This window comes from Aromatoleum toluolicum (genome assembly GCF_012911005.2).
GTDB classification, from domain to species: Bacteria; Pseudomonadota; Gammaproteobacteria; order Burkholderiales; family Rhodocyclaceae; genus Aromatoleum; species Aromatoleum toluolicum.
The window spans coordinates 112,838-130,215 of record NZ_WTVS01000002.1 but is presented as its reverse complement, the minus strand read 5'-3'; the positions used below and the strand labels follow the sequence as shown (position 1 = coordinate 130,215).

The 17,378-nt window shown below is 67.6% G+C and carries 17 protein-coding genes; 9 read left to right on the top strand and 8 right to left on the bottom strand.

What is annotated here, in order from left to right; translation table 11 throughout:
- Positions 1–86 precede the first annotated feature (86 nt).
- The 4 genes from GPA27_RS01740 to GPA27_RS01725 are packed head-to-tail and all read left to right on the top strand — an operon-like array spanning position 87 to position 3,446.
- On the top strand, positions 87–422 hold the full coding sequence (locus GPA27_RS01740) for a PepSY domain-containing protein (RefSeq protein ID WP_169137190.1): 336 nt from the start codon (positions 87–89) through the stop codon (positions 420–422).
- The gene (locus tag GPA27_RS01735) at positions 422–1,084 is read left to right on the top strand and encodes a response regulator transcription factor (protein ID WP_169137188.1); all 663 of its coding nucleotides are present in this window, start codon (positions 422–424) and stop codon (positions 1,082–1,084) included. The genes GPA27_RS01740 and GPA27_RS01735 overlap by 1 nt, the downstream gene beginning before the upstream one ends.
- Positions 1,081–2,439, top strand: coding sequence for an ATP-binding protein (locus GPA27_RS01730; RefSeq protein ID WP_211164774.1), 1,359 nt, complete (start codon positions 1,081–1,083; stop codon positions 2,437–2,439). The genes GPA27_RS01735 and GPA27_RS01730 overlap by 4 nt, the downstream gene beginning before the upstream one ends.
- A 56-nt stretch (positions 2,440–2,495) precedes the next feature.
- Complete coding sequence (locus GPA27_RS01725; RefSeq protein WP_169137184.1) at positions 2,496–3,446, top strand: TerB family tellurite resistance protein; 951 nt, start codon at positions 2,496–2,498, stop codon at positions 3,444–3,446.
- 36 nt (positions 3,447–3,482) lie between these two features.
- Here the strand turns inward: GPA27_RS01725 and GPA27_RS01720 are convergent, their stop codons facing one another.
- The 8 genes from GPA27_RS01720 to GPA27_RS01685 form a co-directional block, all read right to left on the bottom strand.
- Entirely contained in the window at positions 3,483–4,751 is a 1,269-nt protein-coding gene (locus GPA27_RS01720) for a sensor histidine kinase (RefSeq protein WP_169137182.1), read from the bottom strand.
- A 72-nt stretch (positions 4,752–4,823) separates the two neighbouring features.
- Entirely contained in the window at positions 4,824–5,495 is a 672-nt protein-coding gene (locus GPA27_RS01715; protein ID WP_169137180.1) for a response regulator transcription factor, read from the bottom strand.
- Between the two features lie 48 nt (positions 5,496–5,543).
- The gene (locus tag GPA27_RS01710) at positions 5,544–7,424 is read right to left on the bottom strand and encodes a DUF3413 domain-containing protein (protein ID WP_169137178.1); all 1,881 of its coding nucleotides are present in this window, start codon (positions 7,422–7,424) and stop codon (positions 5,544–5,546) included.
- 161 nt (positions 7,425–7,585) lie between these two features.
- A complete protein-coding gene (gene pssA / locus GPA27_RS01705) occupies positions 7,586–8,395 on the bottom strand; it encodes a CDP-diacylglycerol--serine O-phosphatidyltransferase (RefSeq protein WP_169137176.1) in 810 nt (269 codons plus the stop codon).
- A 103-nt stretch (positions 8,396–8,498) separates the two neighbouring features.
- Positions 8,499–9,149 (bottom strand): phosphatidylserine decarboxylase, encoded by a 651-nt coding sequence (locus GPA27_RS01700; protein ID WP_169137174.1) that lies wholly within the window; start codon positions 9,147–9,149, stop codon positions 8,499–8,501.
- Between the two features lie 69 nt (positions 9,150–9,218).
- A complete protein-coding gene (ilvC, locus tag GPA27_RS01695; protein WP_169137172.1) occupies positions 9,219–10,283 on the bottom strand; it encodes a ketol-acid reductoisomerase in 1,065 nt (354 codons plus the stop codon).
- 68 nt (positions 10,284–10,351) lie between these two features.
- Positions 10,352–10,843, bottom strand: a complete 492-nt coding sequence (gene ilvN, locus GPA27_RS01690) for an acetolactate synthase small subunit (protein ID WP_169137170.1) — start codon at positions 10,841–10,843, stop codon at positions 10,352–10,354.
- 20 nt (positions 10,844–10,863) lie between these two features.
- Positions 10,864–12,573, bottom strand: a complete 1,710-nt coding sequence (locus tag GPA27_RS01685; protein WP_169137160.1) for an acetolactate synthase 3 catalytic subunit — start codon at positions 12,571–12,573, stop codon at positions 10,864–10,866.
- 93 nt (positions 12,574–12,666) lie between these two features.
- On the opposite strand from GPA27_RS01685, the gene GPA27_RS01680 reads away from it, so the two are divergent.
- The 5 genes from GPA27_RS01680 (at position 12,667) to pepN (ending at position 17,329) form a co-directional block, all read left to right on the top strand.
- Positions 12,667–13,263: an RNA polymerase sigma factor gene (locus GPA27_RS01680; protein ID WP_256222741.1), complete on the top strand. Its 597-nt coding sequence runs from the start codon at positions 12,667–12,669 to the stop codon at positions 13,261–13,263.
- Positions 13,260–13,631: a DUF3619 family protein gene (locus tag GPA27_RS01675; protein WP_169137158.1), complete on the top strand. Its 372-nt coding sequence runs from the start codon at positions 13,260–13,262 to the stop codon at positions 13,629–13,631. The genes GPA27_RS01680 and GPA27_RS01675 overlap by 4 nt, the downstream gene beginning before the upstream one ends.
- Positions 13,604–14,056, top strand: a complete 453-nt coding sequence (locus tag GPA27_RS01670; protein WP_169137156.1) for a DUF3106 domain-containing protein — start codon at positions 13,604–13,606, stop codon at positions 14,054–14,056. Before GPA27_RS01675 ends, GPA27_RS01670 begins: the two co-directional genes overlap by 28 nt.
- Positions 14,053–14,568 (top strand): RDD family protein, encoded by a 516-nt coding sequence (locus tag GPA27_RS01665; protein ID WP_246260898.1) that lies wholly within the window; start codon positions 14,053–14,055, stop codon positions 14,566–14,568. The genes GPA27_RS01670 and GPA27_RS01665 overlap by 4 nt, the downstream gene beginning before the upstream one ends.
- A 73-nt stretch (positions 14,569–14,641) precedes the next feature.
- Positions 14,642–17,329, top strand: coding sequence for an aminopeptidase N (pepN, locus tag GPA27_RS01660; RefSeq protein ID WP_169137154.1), 2,688 nt, complete (start codon positions 14,642–14,644; stop codon positions 17,327–17,329).
- Positions 17,330–17,378 lie beyond the last annotated feature (49 nt).

Sequence of the window (17,378 nt, the reverse complement as noted above, 5' to 3'; positions counted from 1 at the left end):
GTTCAGCTGCGGTTCAGTGCGGCGGCCTTACAACGGATGCCGGAAAGCTGCCCGCACGGTGCGCGCGGCATGGAAGGGAGAAATCGATGCGCACGCTTGTGACATCGGCTGTCGTGGGGCTAGTCGTTGCAGCCTTGGCGATCGGTCCGGTCGCGGCCGGCGGTGACGACCACGATCACGACCGCGCGCGTGCGGCCCTCGAGCGCGGCGAGGTGCTGCCGCTGCGCACGATCCTCGACAAGATCGAGCGCGAACATCCGGGGAAAGTCGTCGAAGTCGAGCTCGAACGCGAGCATGGGCGCTGGATCTACGAGATCCGCCTGCTGCGGAGCGGTGGCGCGCTGGTGCGGCTGGACGTCGATGCGCGCGATGGAACCGTGCTCGGCATCCGTTCGCGCGGTGACAATGGAGGGAAGCGCTGATGCACATCCTCGTCGTGGAAGACGAGCCGACGCTGGCGGCACAGCTGTCGCAGGCGCTGCGCGAGGCAGGCTATGCGGTCGATTGCGCCGACAACGGGCGCGATGCGCATTTCATGGGCGAGGTCGAAGCACTCGACGCGGTGGTGCTCGACCTCGGCCTGCCGCAGATGGACGGGCTGACGGTGCTGAGGAAATGGCGCGCGGCGGGGCGGGCGATGCCAGTGCTGATCCTGACCGCGCGCGACAACTGGCACGAGAAGGTCGCCGGCATCGACGCCGGCGCCGACGATTACCTGACCAAGCCGTTCCACATGGAGGAACTGCTTGCGCGCGTGCGTGCGCTGATCCGGCGCAGCGCGGGGCATGCGAGCGCGGAGCTGCGCTGCGGCCCGGTGCTGCTCGACACGCGCGGCGGGCGCGTCACGGTGGAAGGGCAGGCGGTGACGCTGACCAGCCACGAGCTGCGCGTGCTGAGCTACCTGATGCACCGCAAGGGGGAGGTCGTGTCGCGCGCCGAGCTGACCGAGCACATCTATGCGCAGGACTTCGAGCGCGACTCGAACACGATCGAGGTCTTCGTCGGGCGTCTGCGCAAGAAGCTGCCGCCGGGCCTGATCGAGACCGTGCGCGGCCTCGGGTACCGCCTCGCATGTCCGGAATGAGCGCACGGAGCTCGCTGCGTGCGCGGCTGCTGGCCGGCAGCCTGGTGTGGATCCTGGGGACGCTGACCGTCACCGGCTGCGTGCTCGGCGATCTCTTCCGCCGCCACGTGGAAGAGCGCTTCGAGGCGGAACTGCGCATCCATCTCGACCAACTCACTGCGAGCGTCGAACTCGCTTCCGACGCGGGCTTGGCCCTGCGCACCGACCTGAGCGACCCGCGCCTGCGCAAACCCTTGTCCGGCCTGTATTGGCAGGTAGACCGCGAGGGCGGGGACGCCGCGCGCGGCGTGCTGCGCTCGCGCTCCCTGTGGGATGCGACGCTCGCCGTTCCGGCCGACGGACCGCGCGACGGCGAGGTGCACGTGCATCGCATCGACGGGCCGGATCGCGAACGCCTGGTGATGATGGAACGCATCGTGCGGCCGGAGGAAGCGGTCGGGCAGCCGTTGCGGCTGATCGTCGCCGCCGACGAGCGCGGCATGACGAGTCCGGTGCGCGAGTTCGTCGGGCTGCTCGTGATCGCGCTGGGCGTGCTCGCGGCCGGTTTGATCGCCGCGGTGCTGTTGCAGGTGTCGGTGGGCCTCGCCCCCCTGAAGCGTCTGCGCGAGCAGCTTGCCGAGGTGCGCGACGGCCGTAGCCGGCGGCTCGACGGCGTCTTTCCGAACGAGGTCCGGCCGCTGGTCGAAGAGCTCAACGCGGTGCTGCAGCACGATGCCGAGGTCGTCGAGCGCGCACGCACGCAGGCCGGCAATCTCGCGCACGCGATCAAGACGCCGCTCGCGGTGCTGGGCAATGCCGCGCTGCGCGAGGAGGGGCCCCTCGCACGTCTGGTGGGCGAGCAGGTTGCGACGGCCCAGCGCCAGGTCGATTACCACCTCGCGCGTGCGCGTGCCGCTGCGGCGACGCAGGTGCCGGGGCTGCGCAGCGCGCTGCGGCCGGCCGTCGAGGGGCTGGTGCGGGTGATGCGGCGCGTGCATGCGGAACGCAATCTGCATTTCGCGATCGAAGCGATTCCCGACGATGCGGCCTTCCGCGGCGAGGAGCAGGATCTGCAGGAAATGCTCGGCAATCTCATCGACAACGCGTGCAAGTGGGCACGCCGCGAGGTGGGCGTGAACGTCGCGGTGCGCGAAGGCGAAGTCGCGATCGTCATCGACGACGACGGTCCCGGCCTGCCGGCCGACGCGCGCGAGGCGATGTTCGCCCGCGGCGCGCGCGCCGACGAGGAGATGCCCGGTTCCGGCCTCGGCCTCGGCATCGTGCGCGACCTCGCCCAACTCTATGGTGGCCGCATCGAGCTGGGGCAGGCGCCGGCCGGCGGGCTGCGTGCCGCGCTGTTCCTGCCCGCCGCTTGAGATCGTCCGGTCGGCCCCCAACTGAAAAACCTATTGTTGTTACGAGAAGAGAAACGATGACTCCCGAACAGAACCGCTCCCTGATCACCGTCTGCCTGATGGCAGCCTTCGCCGACGGCCACAATGACCCGCGCGAGCGCGACCATGTGCGGCGCACGGCCGAATCACTGTCCGCCGGTGCCGGCCTCGACGTCATGTCGCTGTACCAGGACGTGCTGCTGAAGCGCGTGACGCTCGAGCAGGCCGTTTCCGGGCTGGATACGCCCGAGCTGCGCCAGCTCGCCTTCGAGATGGCGGTCGGCGTGTGCGATGCGGACGGCGTGCACAATGCCGGCGAGACGGCCTTCCTGGAGCGTCTCGGCGCCCTGCTGCAACTCGGACGCAGCGACGCGGCCGCGATCGTGAACGCGGCCGACGCGCTTGCCAGGGCGCCGGTCGACAAGCCCCTGCCTGAGATGCCGGCCGTCCCTGCGCCGGCGACGCCCGCAGGGCCCGACCAGGCCGAACTCGACAAGATGATCCTCAATGCCGCGATCCTCAACGGTGCACTCGAACTGCTGCCCGAGTCGCTCGCTTCGATGGCGATCATCCCGCTGCAGACGCGCCTCGTGTATCGCGTCGGCAAGGCCCACGGCTTCGAGCTCGACCGCGGCCACATCACCGACTTCCTCGCGACGGTGGGCGTCGGCCTGACCTCGCAATACGTCGAGCAGTTCGGCCGCAAGCTCGTCGGCGGTCTCCTCGGCAAGGTGCTGGGCCGCGTCGGGCGCACGATTGGCAGCGAGGCCACCGGTTCGGCGTTCTCCTTCGCGACGACCTACGCGCTGGGGCACGTCGCGAAACGCTACTACGCGGACGGTCGGCGGCTCGACGGCGCCGCGCTCAAGGCCGCCTTCGGCCAGCTCTTCGACAACGCCAAGGGGCTGCAGCAGCGCTACGCGCCCGAGATCGCGGAGCGCGCACGTACGCTGGATCTGAAGAAGCTGACGAGCGAGCTCACGCGCTGAGCGGCAGCCGGCCGCTACGGCGGTCCGGCATTCACCTCAAGAGGTGCGCAGCTCGACGCGGAATTCGCAGCCGCTACCTTCGCGCGGGGAAAGGGTGATGCGCCACCCCTGGCGGTCGCAGATGCGCTGCACCAGCGACAGGCCGATGCCGATACCGTCGCCGCGCGTGCTGCCGCCGCGCGCGAACGGCCGGAACACCATCGCGCGCTCTGCCTCCGGAATCCCCGCGCCGGAATCCAGCACCGAAAATCCGCCCTCGCGCAGCACCACGCGCACGAAGCCTGCATCGGTGTAGTGGATCGCGTTGCGCACGAGGTTCGTCAGCACCGCGCGCAACAGGGGGGCCGGATAGAGCCCGTGGTCCACGCTTTCGCTGACGAGATCCAGCGCGAGGCCGCGCTGCGCCGCCTCGGGCTGCCAGCGGTGCAGCTGCTCGGTCGCCACCGCGGCGAGGGAGGTGCCCACGAGCGTCGTGCCGCGCTCCTGCGGCGCCCGCGCGAGGCCGAGGAAAGTCTCCACCAGCTCCTGCATCTCGGCGCACGCGCGGGTGATGCGATCGAGCTGCGCGCGCTGCGGTGGCGCCAGGCCCTGAGCGTCGAGCAGTTCGCAGGAGCTGGCGATCACCATCAGCGGCGTGCGCAGCTCGTGACTCACATCGCTGGTGAAGAGCTGTTCGCGCTCCAGCGCCGCGCGCAGGCTGCCGAGCGTCTCGTCGAACGCCGCGGCGAGCTTGCCGACCTCGTCGTCGGCGTATTCGGTGGCGAGTGGCGGTGCGAGCGGCAATAGCTGGTCGCGGTGCTGCACCTGTTCCGACAGGCGCACGACCGGCGAGATCACGGTGCGGGCGAGCGCCCGGCCGAGCAGGGCCGCGGCGAGGATGGAGATCACGACTCCGGCGGTGACAGCGACGAACAGCATGGTCTCGCGCCGCTCGAAGTCTTCCTGGTCGAGCACGAGGACATGGCGCGTGCCGCTGCGGTCGCGTACGAGCACGTGATAAGCCTCGTCGTCGTTCTCGGTTTCATGCAGACCTTCCTGCAACGGCGCGAGCCACGCGGGCAGGGACGCGCTGGCGCCGACCGGTGCGACATACAGGTCCAGACCGGGGCCGAGCGCGGGGAACCGTCCCTGGTCCGACTCCTCGATGATGAAGTCGAGCTGGCGGTTCATTGCGTCGCTGACGAGGCGCATTTCCACCGTGTCGATGGCGTTGACGACGATCAGCGCGAAGACGCCCGCGACGACTGAAGCCATCAGGACGAAAGCCGCGACGATGCGCGACGCGAGGCTCTGCGGTGCCGCCACGTCAGGCCTTTAGCAGCGTCGTCGTGCGCGGACCTGCGCACGGGGTTTCGCCGGAGCGCTTCATTCGGGCGCCTAGGCCGCGGCCAGCCGGTAGCCGACCCCGTGCACGGTGTGCAGCAGCGGGGAGCCGAAGGGCTTGTCGATCTGCTGGCGCAGCGTGTGGATGTGGCTGCGCAGGCTGTCGCTGTCGGGGGGCGAATCGCCCCACAGCGCGCTCTCCAGCGCTTCGCGGCGGACGACGCTGGGGCTCTTCTGCATCAGCAGTTCGAGCAGCTTCAGCCCGATCGGTCCGACATGCAGAGACTGCCCGGCGCGCGTGACCGCGAGCGTGTCGAGGTCGAACTGCAGGTCCGCGACGCTGAGTACGCGCCGACCGCCGCCGCGGCTACGCTTGAGCACCGCGGCGATGCGGGCCGCCAGTTCGGACAGGGCGAAGGGCTTGGTCAGGTAGTCGTCCGCGCCGGTGCGGAAGCCCTGCAGCCGGTCGTCGAGCGTGTCGCGTGCGGTCAGCATGATGACCGGTATGTGGCTGCGCTCGCTGTCGCGCAGGCGCTGGCACAGCGTGAAGCCGTCCATGCCGGGCAGCATCACGTCGAGCACGATCAGGTCGTACTGCTGGGTCGCGGCGAGGTGCAGGCCGGTCAGCCCGTCCTGTGCGCAATCCACCTCGTACCCCTTCAGCGCGAGGTAATCCGCGAGATTCGCAAGAATGTCGCGGTTGTCTTCCACCAACAGTAGCCGCATGCGGATTCCAGTCTCCAGTCACAGGCGAGGGGCGTCACGCCCCCGTCATTATCCGCGGTGTCGGCTGAATCGCGCCAGATTTGCCATGATCTCGACCATCGCAGAGCGGATCGATGCGATCGCCTCGTCGGCACTGGCGAGCGGGCGATCTTCGCCGTCGGTCGCCTCGTTGCGCACGGCGCCGATCGCATTGACCGGGAAGGTCACCTTGTAGTCGTCGCCGATGTAGGCGAGGCGGTTCCAGTCGGCGGCCACGGCGTAGTCGCGGTGAAAATCCGGCGCGAGCAGATCGTGGCCCAGCGAGTAGTCCTCGACGGGATTCTGCACCCCCAGCAGCGGCATCAGGGTGGCGGGAATGTCCAGGTGGCTGGTGATGCCGGCGACGACGCGCGGCGCGCGGCCTGGCACGCGGATGACCGCCGGCGTGCTCGTCTGGAAGCGGTTGAACTCCGCGCTGTGACCCCAGCGGCTGCGCTCCATGAACTCCTCGCCGTGATCGCCGAGCACGATCACGATGGTGTCGTCGAGCAGGCCGCGCTTCTGTAGGTGGTCGATCATGCGCCCGATCTGGCTGTCGACGTGATGCGCCGCGTTGATGTAGCGGTTCTTGATCTGCCCGATCTGCGCGCCGAAGTCCGCCGTCAGGTAGTTGAAGTCCTGCAGCACCGGGGTGGCGATCTCGGACCCGGGCGGATAGTCGTAATTCGCGTGCGTCGACTCGAAGAACATGTAGGTCATGAACGGCCGGGCCGGATCGCGCCTGTCGATGTAGTCGATCAGCGCGTCGATGTTGCGCACGTCGCGCTGCCAGGCCGGCGCGCCGCCTTCGAGCGGATGCAGGTCTTCCGGACGCATGTTGGCGAACACCGTCTTGTCGAAGGCCGGGTAGGTGAAGCGCTGGCTCGTGTTCAGGCTGAACTGGTAGTTCTGTTGCTGCAGCACGTCCATCAGCACCGGCGCGCGGCGTGCGGCCAGCATCGGGAACCAATAGTTGCCGTACAGGCCGTAGAACATCGAGAACACGCCCATCTGCGTCATGTTGCCGCCGCTGAAGTGCTTTTCCAGGCGCACGGCGTCGTTCGAGAATGCCCACAGGCGCGGCATGATCTTCGGGTCGAGCATGTCGAAGCGCAGCGACTCGGCGACCAGCCACACGATGTTCATGGGCTTGTCGGGCGCCACCACGCGCAGCGGCTGCTGCGGATAGCTCAGGCTCTCGTCGCGCACCTGCATGCTGCGCGCACTGGCCTGATCCACCTTGAAACCCAGCTTCTGCGCGAAGTTGCGGAAGGTCAGCGGCTGGTACAGCGGGAAACGCTCGCTGGCGAACAGGATCGGCTGGTAGTTCGACATTTCGCTGTAGCCGTAGGCGACGCGCTCGCCGGTGGTCAGCACGAAGAACAGTGCGAGCGCCCACACCCCGCGCAGCCTCCACCCGCTTGCGCGCGTGTCGCGCCGCACCACCCACACCCACGCCACCGCCTGCAGCGTACACAGCGCGAGGATGATCGCGCCGGCGGTGATTTCGGTGCTGCGGCTGGCGCCAAGCGAGGCGATGCCGCCCGGCGTGAACACCAGGTTCACGACGAAGCCGTTGATGTGGAAGCCGTACATCTCGTGGATCACGCGGTCAGCGAAGAGCATCACCTGGGTGAAGCCCGCCAGCATGATCACTGCCGCGCCGAGGATCGCCGGCCCGTGCCGAAATGTCATGCGGCCGTCCAGCAGCCTGCGCAGAGCATGTCCGATCGCAACGCTCGGCAGCAGGTACATGAAAGCGTAGGACAGCGTCGCCGCCAGCGTCCAGCCGGCCACCGCCGGGCTCGCGTAGTCGCCTGCGCCCTGCTGGGAGAACAGCTGCACGAGCGCCACCAGCCAGGTGATCAGGAAGTAGGCGTTGAGCTTGCGGGACGAGGGCAGGGCGGACATGCAGGACTCCGGATGCGGGCAGGCAGGGATGCTCGCAGTCCGGCCGTCAAGCGGCGCTCAAGACCTGGTGAAAAATTCGTGAAGCCCCGCGGAGGTCCGGGGGAGGGGCGGGAAGGGTAGGCGGGCGTCCGGTCGTTCGGGCGTCCGCCGCCCTGCGGTGCCTACTTCGGCGCGTGGTCCGCTTCGTCCTCGTCCTCGCCCTTGCCGGCGGCCTGCGGGGCCGGCGCGGCTGCGCTCGCGTTCGCGTGCCGCGTCTTCATCCAGCGCATTACATACACGACGTAGCCGGATCCGGCGTAGACGAGGAACAGCGCGAAGAGCACGCCCGGCGGGTAGCTCGAAACCAGCGCGAACCCCATCACCAGCGCGATCACGACGATGAAGGGCACGCTCTTGCGCAGGTTGATGTCCTTGCCGCTCCAGAACAGCACGTTGCTGACCATCGACACGCCCGCGAAGATCGTGAGCATGCCGGCAAGCCAGCGCACGTCCTGGCCGGCGAGCCCCAGGTCGGTGACGACCCACACCAGGCCGGCCACCAGCGCGGCCGCAGCCGGGCTCGGCAGGCCCTGGAAGAAGCGCTTGTCGATGACGTCGATGTTGGTATTGAAACGGGCCAGGCGCAGCGCGGCGCCCGCGCAATAGATGAAGGCCGCGATCCAGCCGAATTTTCCGGTGTCCTTGAGCGCCCATTCATACACCACCAGCGCGGGGGCCGCGCCGAACGACACCATGTCGGACAGCGAGTCGTATTCGGCACCGAAGGCGCTCTGCGTGCGCGTCAGGCGCGCGACGCGGCCGTCCAGGCCGTCGAGTACCATCGCGACGAAGATCGCCACGGCCGCCACCTCGAAGCGTTGATTCATCGCCTGCACGATCGCATAGAAGCCGGCGAACAGGGCGGCGGTGGTGAACAGATTGGGCAGGATGTAGATGCCGCGGCGGCGTTTTTCGTTCGAGATCAGTGGCATGGAATATGACGTTCCTGCGCGGGGTCGGTGCGCGTGGTGGCCGGTTGCCGATTCTAACGCAGCGCGGGGTGGCCGGGATGACCACCCCGTCGGTGGCTAGCGATCAGGGAAGTTCGGCGAGGACGGTGCTCGAGGCCGAGACCTTGTCGCCGATCGTCACGCGTGCGCGCGTCCCCGGCGGCAGGTACAGGTCGACGCGCGAGCCGAAGCGGATGAAACCGTAGCGCTGCCCGCGCGCGACCTTGGCGCCCGGTTCGACATAGCACAGGATGCGGCGTGCAACGAGGCCGGCGACCTGCACGCAGGTCACGTCCTGGCCGTCGCGCGTCACCAGGTGCAGGGCGTTGCGTTCGTTCTCGACCGAGGCCTTGTCGAGCGCGGCGTTCACGAAGCGTCCGGCGTTATACCAGCGCTGGCGGACTTCGCCGTCGACGGGAATGCGGTTCGAGTGGACGTTGAAGACGTTCATGAATACGCTGATCTTCACGCAGTCGCGGTCGAGGTAGGGGTCGCGCACCGGCTCGATCGCCACGATGCGGCCGTCGGCCGGCGACAGGACATCCTTGGCGCCTTGCGGGATCGGGCGGGGCGGGTCGCGGAAGAACTGCACGACGAACGCGAACACGATCCAGAACGGAAGCGCCCAGCCGAAGCCGGCCGAGGTGTTGATCACCAGCACCACGACCAGCGCGATCGCGATGAACGGCCAGCCTTCACGTGCCAGGATGGGATGAGGATAGTTGCTGTTGGACATGGCGTACCCGATATGAAAAAGGCCGGGCCCGCGCGCACGGCGCAGCCCGGCCTGTTATGCCGACGCGGCTCAGTTCTTCGACTGGTCGACCAGCTTGTTCTTCTTGATCCACGGCATCATGTCGCGCAGCTGGCCACCGACCTGCTCGATCGGGTGGGCGGCGTTGAGGCGACGACGCGCCGTCATCGACGGGTAGTTGGTCTTGCCTTCCTGGATGAACATCTTGGCGTATTCGCCGGTCTGGATGCGCTTCAGGGCGGCGCGCATCGCTTCGCGCGACTGTGCGTTGATGACTTCGGGGCCGGTCACGTACTCGCCATACTCGGCGTTGTTCGAGATCGAGTAGTTCATGTTGGCGATGCCGCCTTCGTACATCAGGTCGACGATCAGCTTCAGTTCGTGCAGGCACTCGAAGTAGGCCATCTCGGGCGCGTAGCCGGCTTCGGTCAGCGTCTCGAAGCCCATCTTCACCAGCTCCACGGCGCCGCCGCACAGCACGGCCTGCTCGCCGAACAGGTCGGTTTCGGTCTCTTCACGGAAGTTGGTCTCGATCACGCCGCCCTTGGTGCCGCCGTTGGCTGCAGCGTACGACAGTGCGATGTCCTTGGCCTTGCCCGAGCGGTCCTGATGCACCGCGATCAGCGACGGCACGCCGCCGCCCTTGAGGTATTCCGACCGCACGGTGTGGCCCGGGCCCTTGGGGGCGACCATGATCACGTCCAGATCTTCACGCGGGACGACCTGGTTGTAATGCACGTTGAAGCCGTGCGCAAAGGCCAGCGTTGCACCCTTCTTGATGTTCGGTTCGATGTCGTTGTAATACACGCCCGGGATGTTCTCGTCCGGCAGCAGGATCATCACGATGTCGGCGCCCTTGACGGCCTTGGCGACTTCCTCGACCTTGAGGCCGGCCGCTTCGGCCTTCTTCCACGAGGCGCCGTCCTTGCGCAGGCCGACCGTGACCTTGCAGCCGGAATCCTTCAGGTTCTGGGCGTGGGCGTGGCCCTGCGAGCCGTAGCCGATGATGCTGATCTTCTTGCCCTTGATGAGGGAGAGGTCGGCGTCCTTGTCGTAATAGACTTTCATGCTTTTCCTTTTTCGCTTTCGGTGGGGATGTTGCCCGGCCGCCGCCATGATAAGGGCGGGCGTGCCGGTCGCAAACGGTTGGGTGCTGTCCGGAAGGGTGTGCTGCGGCCCGGGGGTCAGACCTTCAGGATGCGGTCGCCGCGGCCAACGCCGCAGACGCCGGAGCGCACCGTTTCCAGGATCAGCGCCGGGTCGATGGCGCTGATGAAGGCATCGAGCTTCGACTGGTTGCCGGTCAGTTCGATGACGTAGGACGTGTCGGTGACGTCGATGATGCGCGCGCGGAAGATATCCGCCATGCGCTTCATCTCCTCGCGGTCCTTGCCGGTTGCGCGGACCTTGGTGAGCATCAGCTCGCGCTCGATGTGCGCGGCCTCAGAGATATCGACGACCTTGACCACTTCGACCAGCTTGTTCAGCTGCTTGGTGATCTGTTCGATGATGTCGTCCGATCCGGTGGTGACGATGGTCATGCGCGACATCGAGGCATCCTCGGTCGGCGCGACGGTCAGGGATTCGATGTTGTAGCCGCGGGCGGAAAACAGGCCCGACACGCGCGACAGGGCGCCCGATTCGTTCTCGATCAGCAGGGAGATGACGTGTCTCATGGTGTGTCTCTGGTCGATGCTTACAGGTCTTCGGCGGACAGGATCATCTCGGTGAGCCCCTTGCCGCCCTGAACCATGGGGTACACGTTTTCGGTCTGGTCGATCTGGAAGTCGAGGAACACCAGATCGTTCTTGCGCGCGAAGGCTTCGCGCAGCGCGCCCTCGACGTCCGACGGCTTCTCGATCTTGAGGCCGACGTGGCCGTAGGATTCCGCGAGCTTCGCGAAATCGGGCAGCGAGTCCATGTAGGACTCGGAATAGCGCTCGCCGTGGAAGAGCTGCTGCCACTGGCGCACCATGCCGAGGTAGCGGTTGTTCAGGTTGCAGATCTTGATCGGCAGACGGAACTGCTTGCAGGTCGACAGTTCCTGGATGTTCATCTGGATCGAGGCTTCGCCGGTGACGCACGCGACCTGCTTGTCCGGGTGCGCGAGCTGGGCGCCCATCGCGTAGGGCAGGCCGACGCCCATCGTGCCGAGGCCGCCCGAGTTGAGCCAGCGGCGCGGCTTCTCGAAGCGGTAGTACTGCGAGGCCCACATCTGGTGCTGGCCGACGTCGGAGGTCACGATCGCGTCGCCGCCGGTGACTTCCCACAGTTTCTGGATCACGAACTGCGGCTTGATGATCTCGTCCGAGTTCTTGTACTTCATGCACTCGCGGCTGCGCCATTCCTCGACCTGCTTCCACCACGAGCCGAGCGTCTCGGGGTTCGGGCGGGCGGCATTGGCCTCGAGCTGGCGGATCATCTCATCGAGCACTTCCTTGAGGTCGCCGACGATGGGCACGTCGACCCGCACGCGCTTCGAGATCGACGACGGGTCGATGTCGACGTGGATGATCTTGCGCGGCTCTTCGGCAAAGTGGTCCGGATTGCCGATCACGCGGTCGTCGAAGCGGGCACCGACGGCGAGCAGCACGTCGCTGTAGTGCATCGCCATGTTCGCTTCGTAGGTGCCGTGCATGCCGGGCATGCCGAGGTACTGGCGGTCGCTCGCGGGATAGCCGCCCAGACCCATCAGCGTGTTCGTGATCGGGAAGCCCAGCATGCGCGTGAGCTTGGTGAGCTGTTCGGCCGCGTTCGCGAGGACCACGCCGCCGCCGGTGTAGATCATCGGGCGCTTGGCTTCGAGCAGCAGCTGCACGGCCTTGCGGATCTGGCCCTGGTGGCCCTTCACGACCGGATTGTACGAGCGCATCGAGACCTCTTTCGGGTACTCGAACTCGCACTTGTGCATCGAGACATCCTTGGGGATGTCGACCAGCACCGGGCCGGGGCGACCGGTCTTCGCGAGGTAGAAGGCCTTCTTGATCGTCGCGGCGATGTCGCGCACGTCCTTGACGAGGAAGTTGTGCTTCACGCAGGGACGGGTGATGCCGACGGTGTCGACTTCCTGGAACGCGTCCTGGCCGATCGCGGCGGTCGGGACCTGGCCGCTGATGATGACCATCGGGATCGAGTCGCAGTAGGCGGTGGCGATACCGGTGACCGCGTTGGTGGCGCCCGGGCCGGAGGTCACGAGCGCGACGCCGACGTTCTCGGTGCTGCGGGCGTAGCCGTCGGCGGCATGCACGGCGGCCTGTTCGTGGCGCACCAGCACGTGGCGCACCTTGTCCTGATTGAACAGCGCATCATAGATGTAGAGTACCGCGCCGCCGGGATAGCCGAAGACGTAATCGACCTTTTCTTCCTGCAGACACCTGATTACAATTTCTGCTCCACTCAGCACCATCGCAAACTCGCTATTCTTACGGTCCGAAACGCGGAACGTTACCGGTCAGGCGCAGTTTGGTCAAGGCTGCTGCGGCATCGCACAACGGCCTGAATAACCGGTTTTCATAAGGATCCAGAACTGGCTAACCGGGCAGAACTCTCCGCATTTCTCCAGGGTGTCGAAAAGCGTGCGTTCAAGCAGGCGGTGTATGCGTTGCGCAACGACGATGCAGCCCTGGATGCGGTGCAGGATGCGATGCTCAAGCTCTCGGTCAGCTATGGCGAGCGGCCCGCGAGCGAATATCCGATGCTGTTCCAGCGCATCCTGCAGAACGTCATCTACGACGCGTTGCGGCGGCAGAAGGTGCGCAACACGTGGACGACACTGCTGTCGTCCTTCGTCGGCGATGACGACCAGGACAGCGACAACGATCCGCTCGACACGCTTGCCGGGGAACCCGACGAAGCGCGGGCCGACACGCCGCACGCGCAGTACGCGCGAGCGCGCACGATGGCCGCGATCGAGCGGGAGATCGAGCGCCTGCCTCCCCGTCAACGGGAAGCCTTCCTCATGCGTTACTGGGAAGAGATGGACATTGCCGAGACCGCTGCAGCGATGGGCTGTTCCGAGGGGAGCGTGAAGACGCATTGTTCGCGCGCCACGCAGACGCTGGCGGCGGCCCTGAAAGCGAAGGGAATCGAGTTATGAACGACGAAGCTATTGCCCGCAGGGTTGCCGTGCACCTGTCGGCGGCGGCGCGCGGTGTGGACGGCGATATCGCGGAACGCCTGCGGCTCGCGCGCGAGCGTGCCCTCGCCGCCCATCGGCCGGTGCAGCTCGGGTTCGGCGCGCGGATCGGCAGCGCGCTGCGGCGCCTGTTCCCGCCCATGATGCGCCCGGCGGCGGTGGCGGCGGCGATCCTCGTCGCGGTGCTGGCGGGCGATTACTGGACCACCTGGCTGCGCGTGAGCGAGATGGAGGAGGTCGATACGGCGCTGCTGATCGACGACCTGCCGATCGACGCCTATCTGGATTCGGACTTCAAGGCATGGCTGCAGGACGACTCGCAATCCTGATCCTGGCAGCCGCCCTGAGTGGTCCGGTCCTAGCGGTCGCGCCGATCGGTGCGCCCTCGTGGTCCGGCCTGACGGCTTCCCAGCGTTCGGTGCTCGCGCCGCTCTCGGATGACTGGAATTCGATGAGCGAAGTGCAGCGCCAGCGCTGGCTGGGGGTTGCCAACCGCTATTCGCGCCTGACGCCGGAAGAGCAGGCACGCATCAGTGCGCGCATGCGCGACTGGGCGAACCTGCGCCCCGACCAGCGCGAGCGCGCGCGCGACCAGTACCGCGCGCTGCGCAGCATCCCGCGCGAGCGGCGCGAGTCGCTGCAGGAACAATGGCAGCGCTACCGCAGCATTCCGCCCGAAGAGCGCCACCTCAAGCCCGGCCCGCGCATCGTGCGCCCCTTACAGCGACCGCCCGTGCGCGGCACCAAGGAATGAAGAAACAAGACCCCAGGCGCAACACCCCGGCCCCGTCCCGCAACGCTGAATCTCGTTCCGCAAATCACACACAGGTCGTCACGCAGGTCGCCGCGCAGGTCGTCGAACTCGCCGGCCTGCGCCGCCGGCTTGCGAGCCTCCTGTACGAGGGCTTGCTGCTGCTGGGTGTGCTCGCACTCGCCTTCCTGGTGCCCTACCTCTTGCTCGGCGTCGTGTTCGGCATTGCGCCGGCGGGGTGGGTGGCATGGCTGCACATCTACGTCGTGCTGGGTGCGTATTTCATCTGGTACTGGCGCCGGCGCGGCCAGACGCTCGCGATGCAGACCTGGAAGCTGCGCCTGGTGACGGCCGACGGCCACGCGCCCGACGTGGCGACCGGCTGGCTGCGTTACACGCTGGCGTGGCCGTCGCTGCTGTGCTTCGGCCTGGGGCTCGCGTGGGCGCTGGTCGATCGCGATCGCCAGTTCCTGCATGACCGCCTCGCCGGCACGCGCATCGTACTGCTGCCCTGACTAAGGCGTCGGGCCGCGCGGGGGGCGTATACTCGCGGTTTGTCCCGAACGCGGCCGGACAGCCGGAGAAATAATGAAAAGCGAACACGCCCCGACCATTCAACGATCCGACTACACGCCGCTGGCGTGGACCATCGACGACATCGAGCTGCATTTCGTGCTCGACCCTGCGGCAACCCTGGTGACGAGCCGGCTGCGCTGTGCGCGTCGCGCGTCGCGCGCGGAGCCCCTGCGCCTGCTGGGCGAGGAACTCGAGCTCGTGAGCGTGAGCATCGACGGCGTGCCGGCCGGGGCCGGGCAGCTCACCCGGGGCGAAGGCTGGATCGAGATCGCGCTCGATGCCGCCAGGGCCGAGCTCTGCATCGTCACGCGCATCAACCCGCAGGCGAACACCGCGCTGTCCGGCCTCTACGTGTCGCGCGGCGGTTTCTTCACGCAGTGCGAGGCCGAGGGTTTCCGCCGCATCACCTACTTCCCCGACCGTCCCGATGCGATGACGCGCTTCGCCGTGACGCTGGAGGCCGACGTTGCGGAGTGCCCGGTGCTGCTGTCGAACGGCAACCTCGTCGCGCAGGGGGCGCTCGAAGGCGGTCGCCACTTTGCGAAGTGGGTCGACCCCTTCCCCAAGCCGTCCTATCTCTTTGCGCTGGTCGCGGCGAAGCTGGTCGCGCAGGAGCGTCGTGTCACGACCGCTTCCGGGCGCGAGGTGCTGCTGCAGGTGTGGGTGGAGGAGGGCAATCTCGACCGCACGCCCCACGCGATGGACTCGCTGGTGCATGCGATGCGCTGGGACGAGGAGGTGTTCGGACTCGAGCTCGACCTCGACCGCTTCATGATCGTCGCCGTCAGCGACTTCAACATGGGCGCGATGGAGAACAAGGGACTCAACATCTTCAACGCCAAGTACGTGCTGGCGAAGCCCGACACGGCGACCGACCTCGACTACGAGAACATCGAGAGCGTCGTCGCGCACGAGTACTTCCACAACTGGACCGGCAACCGCGTGACCTGCCGCGACTGGTTCCAGCTCACGCTCAAGGAAGGTCTGACGGTGTTCCGCGACCAGCAGTTCTCCGCGGACATGCTCGCTCAGGCTGCGGGCGACGCCGGGGCGGCGTCGGCGCGCGCGGTCAAGCGCATCGACGACGTGCGCGTGCTGCGTGCGGCGCAGTTCCCCGAGGATGCCGGGCCGATGGCGCACCCGATCCGGCCGGAGCGCTACCAGGAGATCAACAACTTCTACACCGCGACGGTGTATGAGAAGGGCGCCGAAGTCATCCGCATGCTGCATACCCTGCTGGGCGCGGAGGGCTTCCGCAACGGCATGGACCTGTACTTCAGCTACCACGACGGCCAGGCGGTGACCTGCGACGACTTCGTCGATTGCATGGCGGAAGCGAACAGCTACGACCTCGACCAGTTCATGCTGTGGTACAGCCAGGCGGGTACGCCGCGCGTGAAGGCGGTCGGTGCGTGGGACGCGGCGAGCGGCAGCTACACGCTGACCCTTTCGCAGCACACGCCGCCGACGCCGGGGCAGGCCGACAAGGCGCCGCTGGTGATCCCGGTCGCGGTGGGCCTCATCGGACCCGACGGCAATGACCTGCCGCTGAGCCTGGACGGCGAGAACCACGGCGGCGCGACGACGCGCGTGCTCGTGCTTGCGGAGGCGGAGCAGACTTTCCGTTTCGTCGGCCTCGTCGCCGAGCCGGTGCCCTCGGTGTTGCGCGGGTTCTCGGCCCCGGTGATCCTCGAACTCGACGAGAGCGACGAGCGGCTCGCCTTCCGCATGGCGCACGACGCCGATGCCTTCAACCGCTGGGACGCGGCGCAGCGTTATGCGGAGCGCGTGATCCTCGCGCTCGCGGCGGATGCTGCCGCCGGGCGTGCGCTTGCGCTGCCGGCGGCCTTCGCGCAGGCATTCGGTGCGCTGCTGAACGATGCGGGGCTCGATCCGGCCTTCCGCGCGCAGGCGGCGGCGCTGCCGTCGGAGACCTATCTCCTCGAACGGATGGAACCTGCCGATCCGGCATCACTGCGCGCCGCGCTGATGTTCATGACGCGCGAACTGGGCACGGGGCTGGCGCAGGACTGGCGGGCGATCGGCGCGGCGATGGAGGTGCCGGGCGAGTACCGTTATCACCCGGGCGACGCGGGCCGGCGTGCACTGGCCAACCTCGCGCTGAAGTACCTCGCCGCCGCTGGCGTGACCGAGGGGCTGGCGCGCGCGGAGGCGCAGTTCGCGTGCTTCGGCAACATGACCGAGGGATTCGGGGCGCTCGCCGCCCTGGTGCAGAGCGCGAGCCCCGTGCGCGAGGCGGCGCTGGCGCGCTTCCACGAGCTGTACCACGACGATGCGCTGGTGCTCGACAAGTGGTTCGCGCTGCAGGCCGCGGCCTGGCGCTGGGACGCCGCCGCGGCGCCGGTGCTGGAGCGTGTGCGTGCGCTGATGGACGACCCGGCCTTCAGCCTCGCCAATCCGAACAAGGTGTATGCGCTGCTGGGAAGCTTCTTCCGTGCGAACCCGGCCGAATTCCATGCGCCGGACGGCAGTGGGCACGCGTTCTGGGCCGATCAGGTGATCGCGCTCGACGGCCGCAATCCGCAGGTCGCGGCGCGTATGGCGCGGGCGCTGGAGAACTGGCGCCGCTTCACGCCGGCATTGCGGCAGAGCATTCGCGCGCAGATCGCGCGGGTTGCCGCGACGCCGGGGCTGTCGCCCGATGTCGCGGAGATCGTCGGCAAGGCGCTCGCGGACTGAGCGCCCGCGGCGCCGGCACGACAGGCGGGGCGCGGTGTTCGCGGCCCGC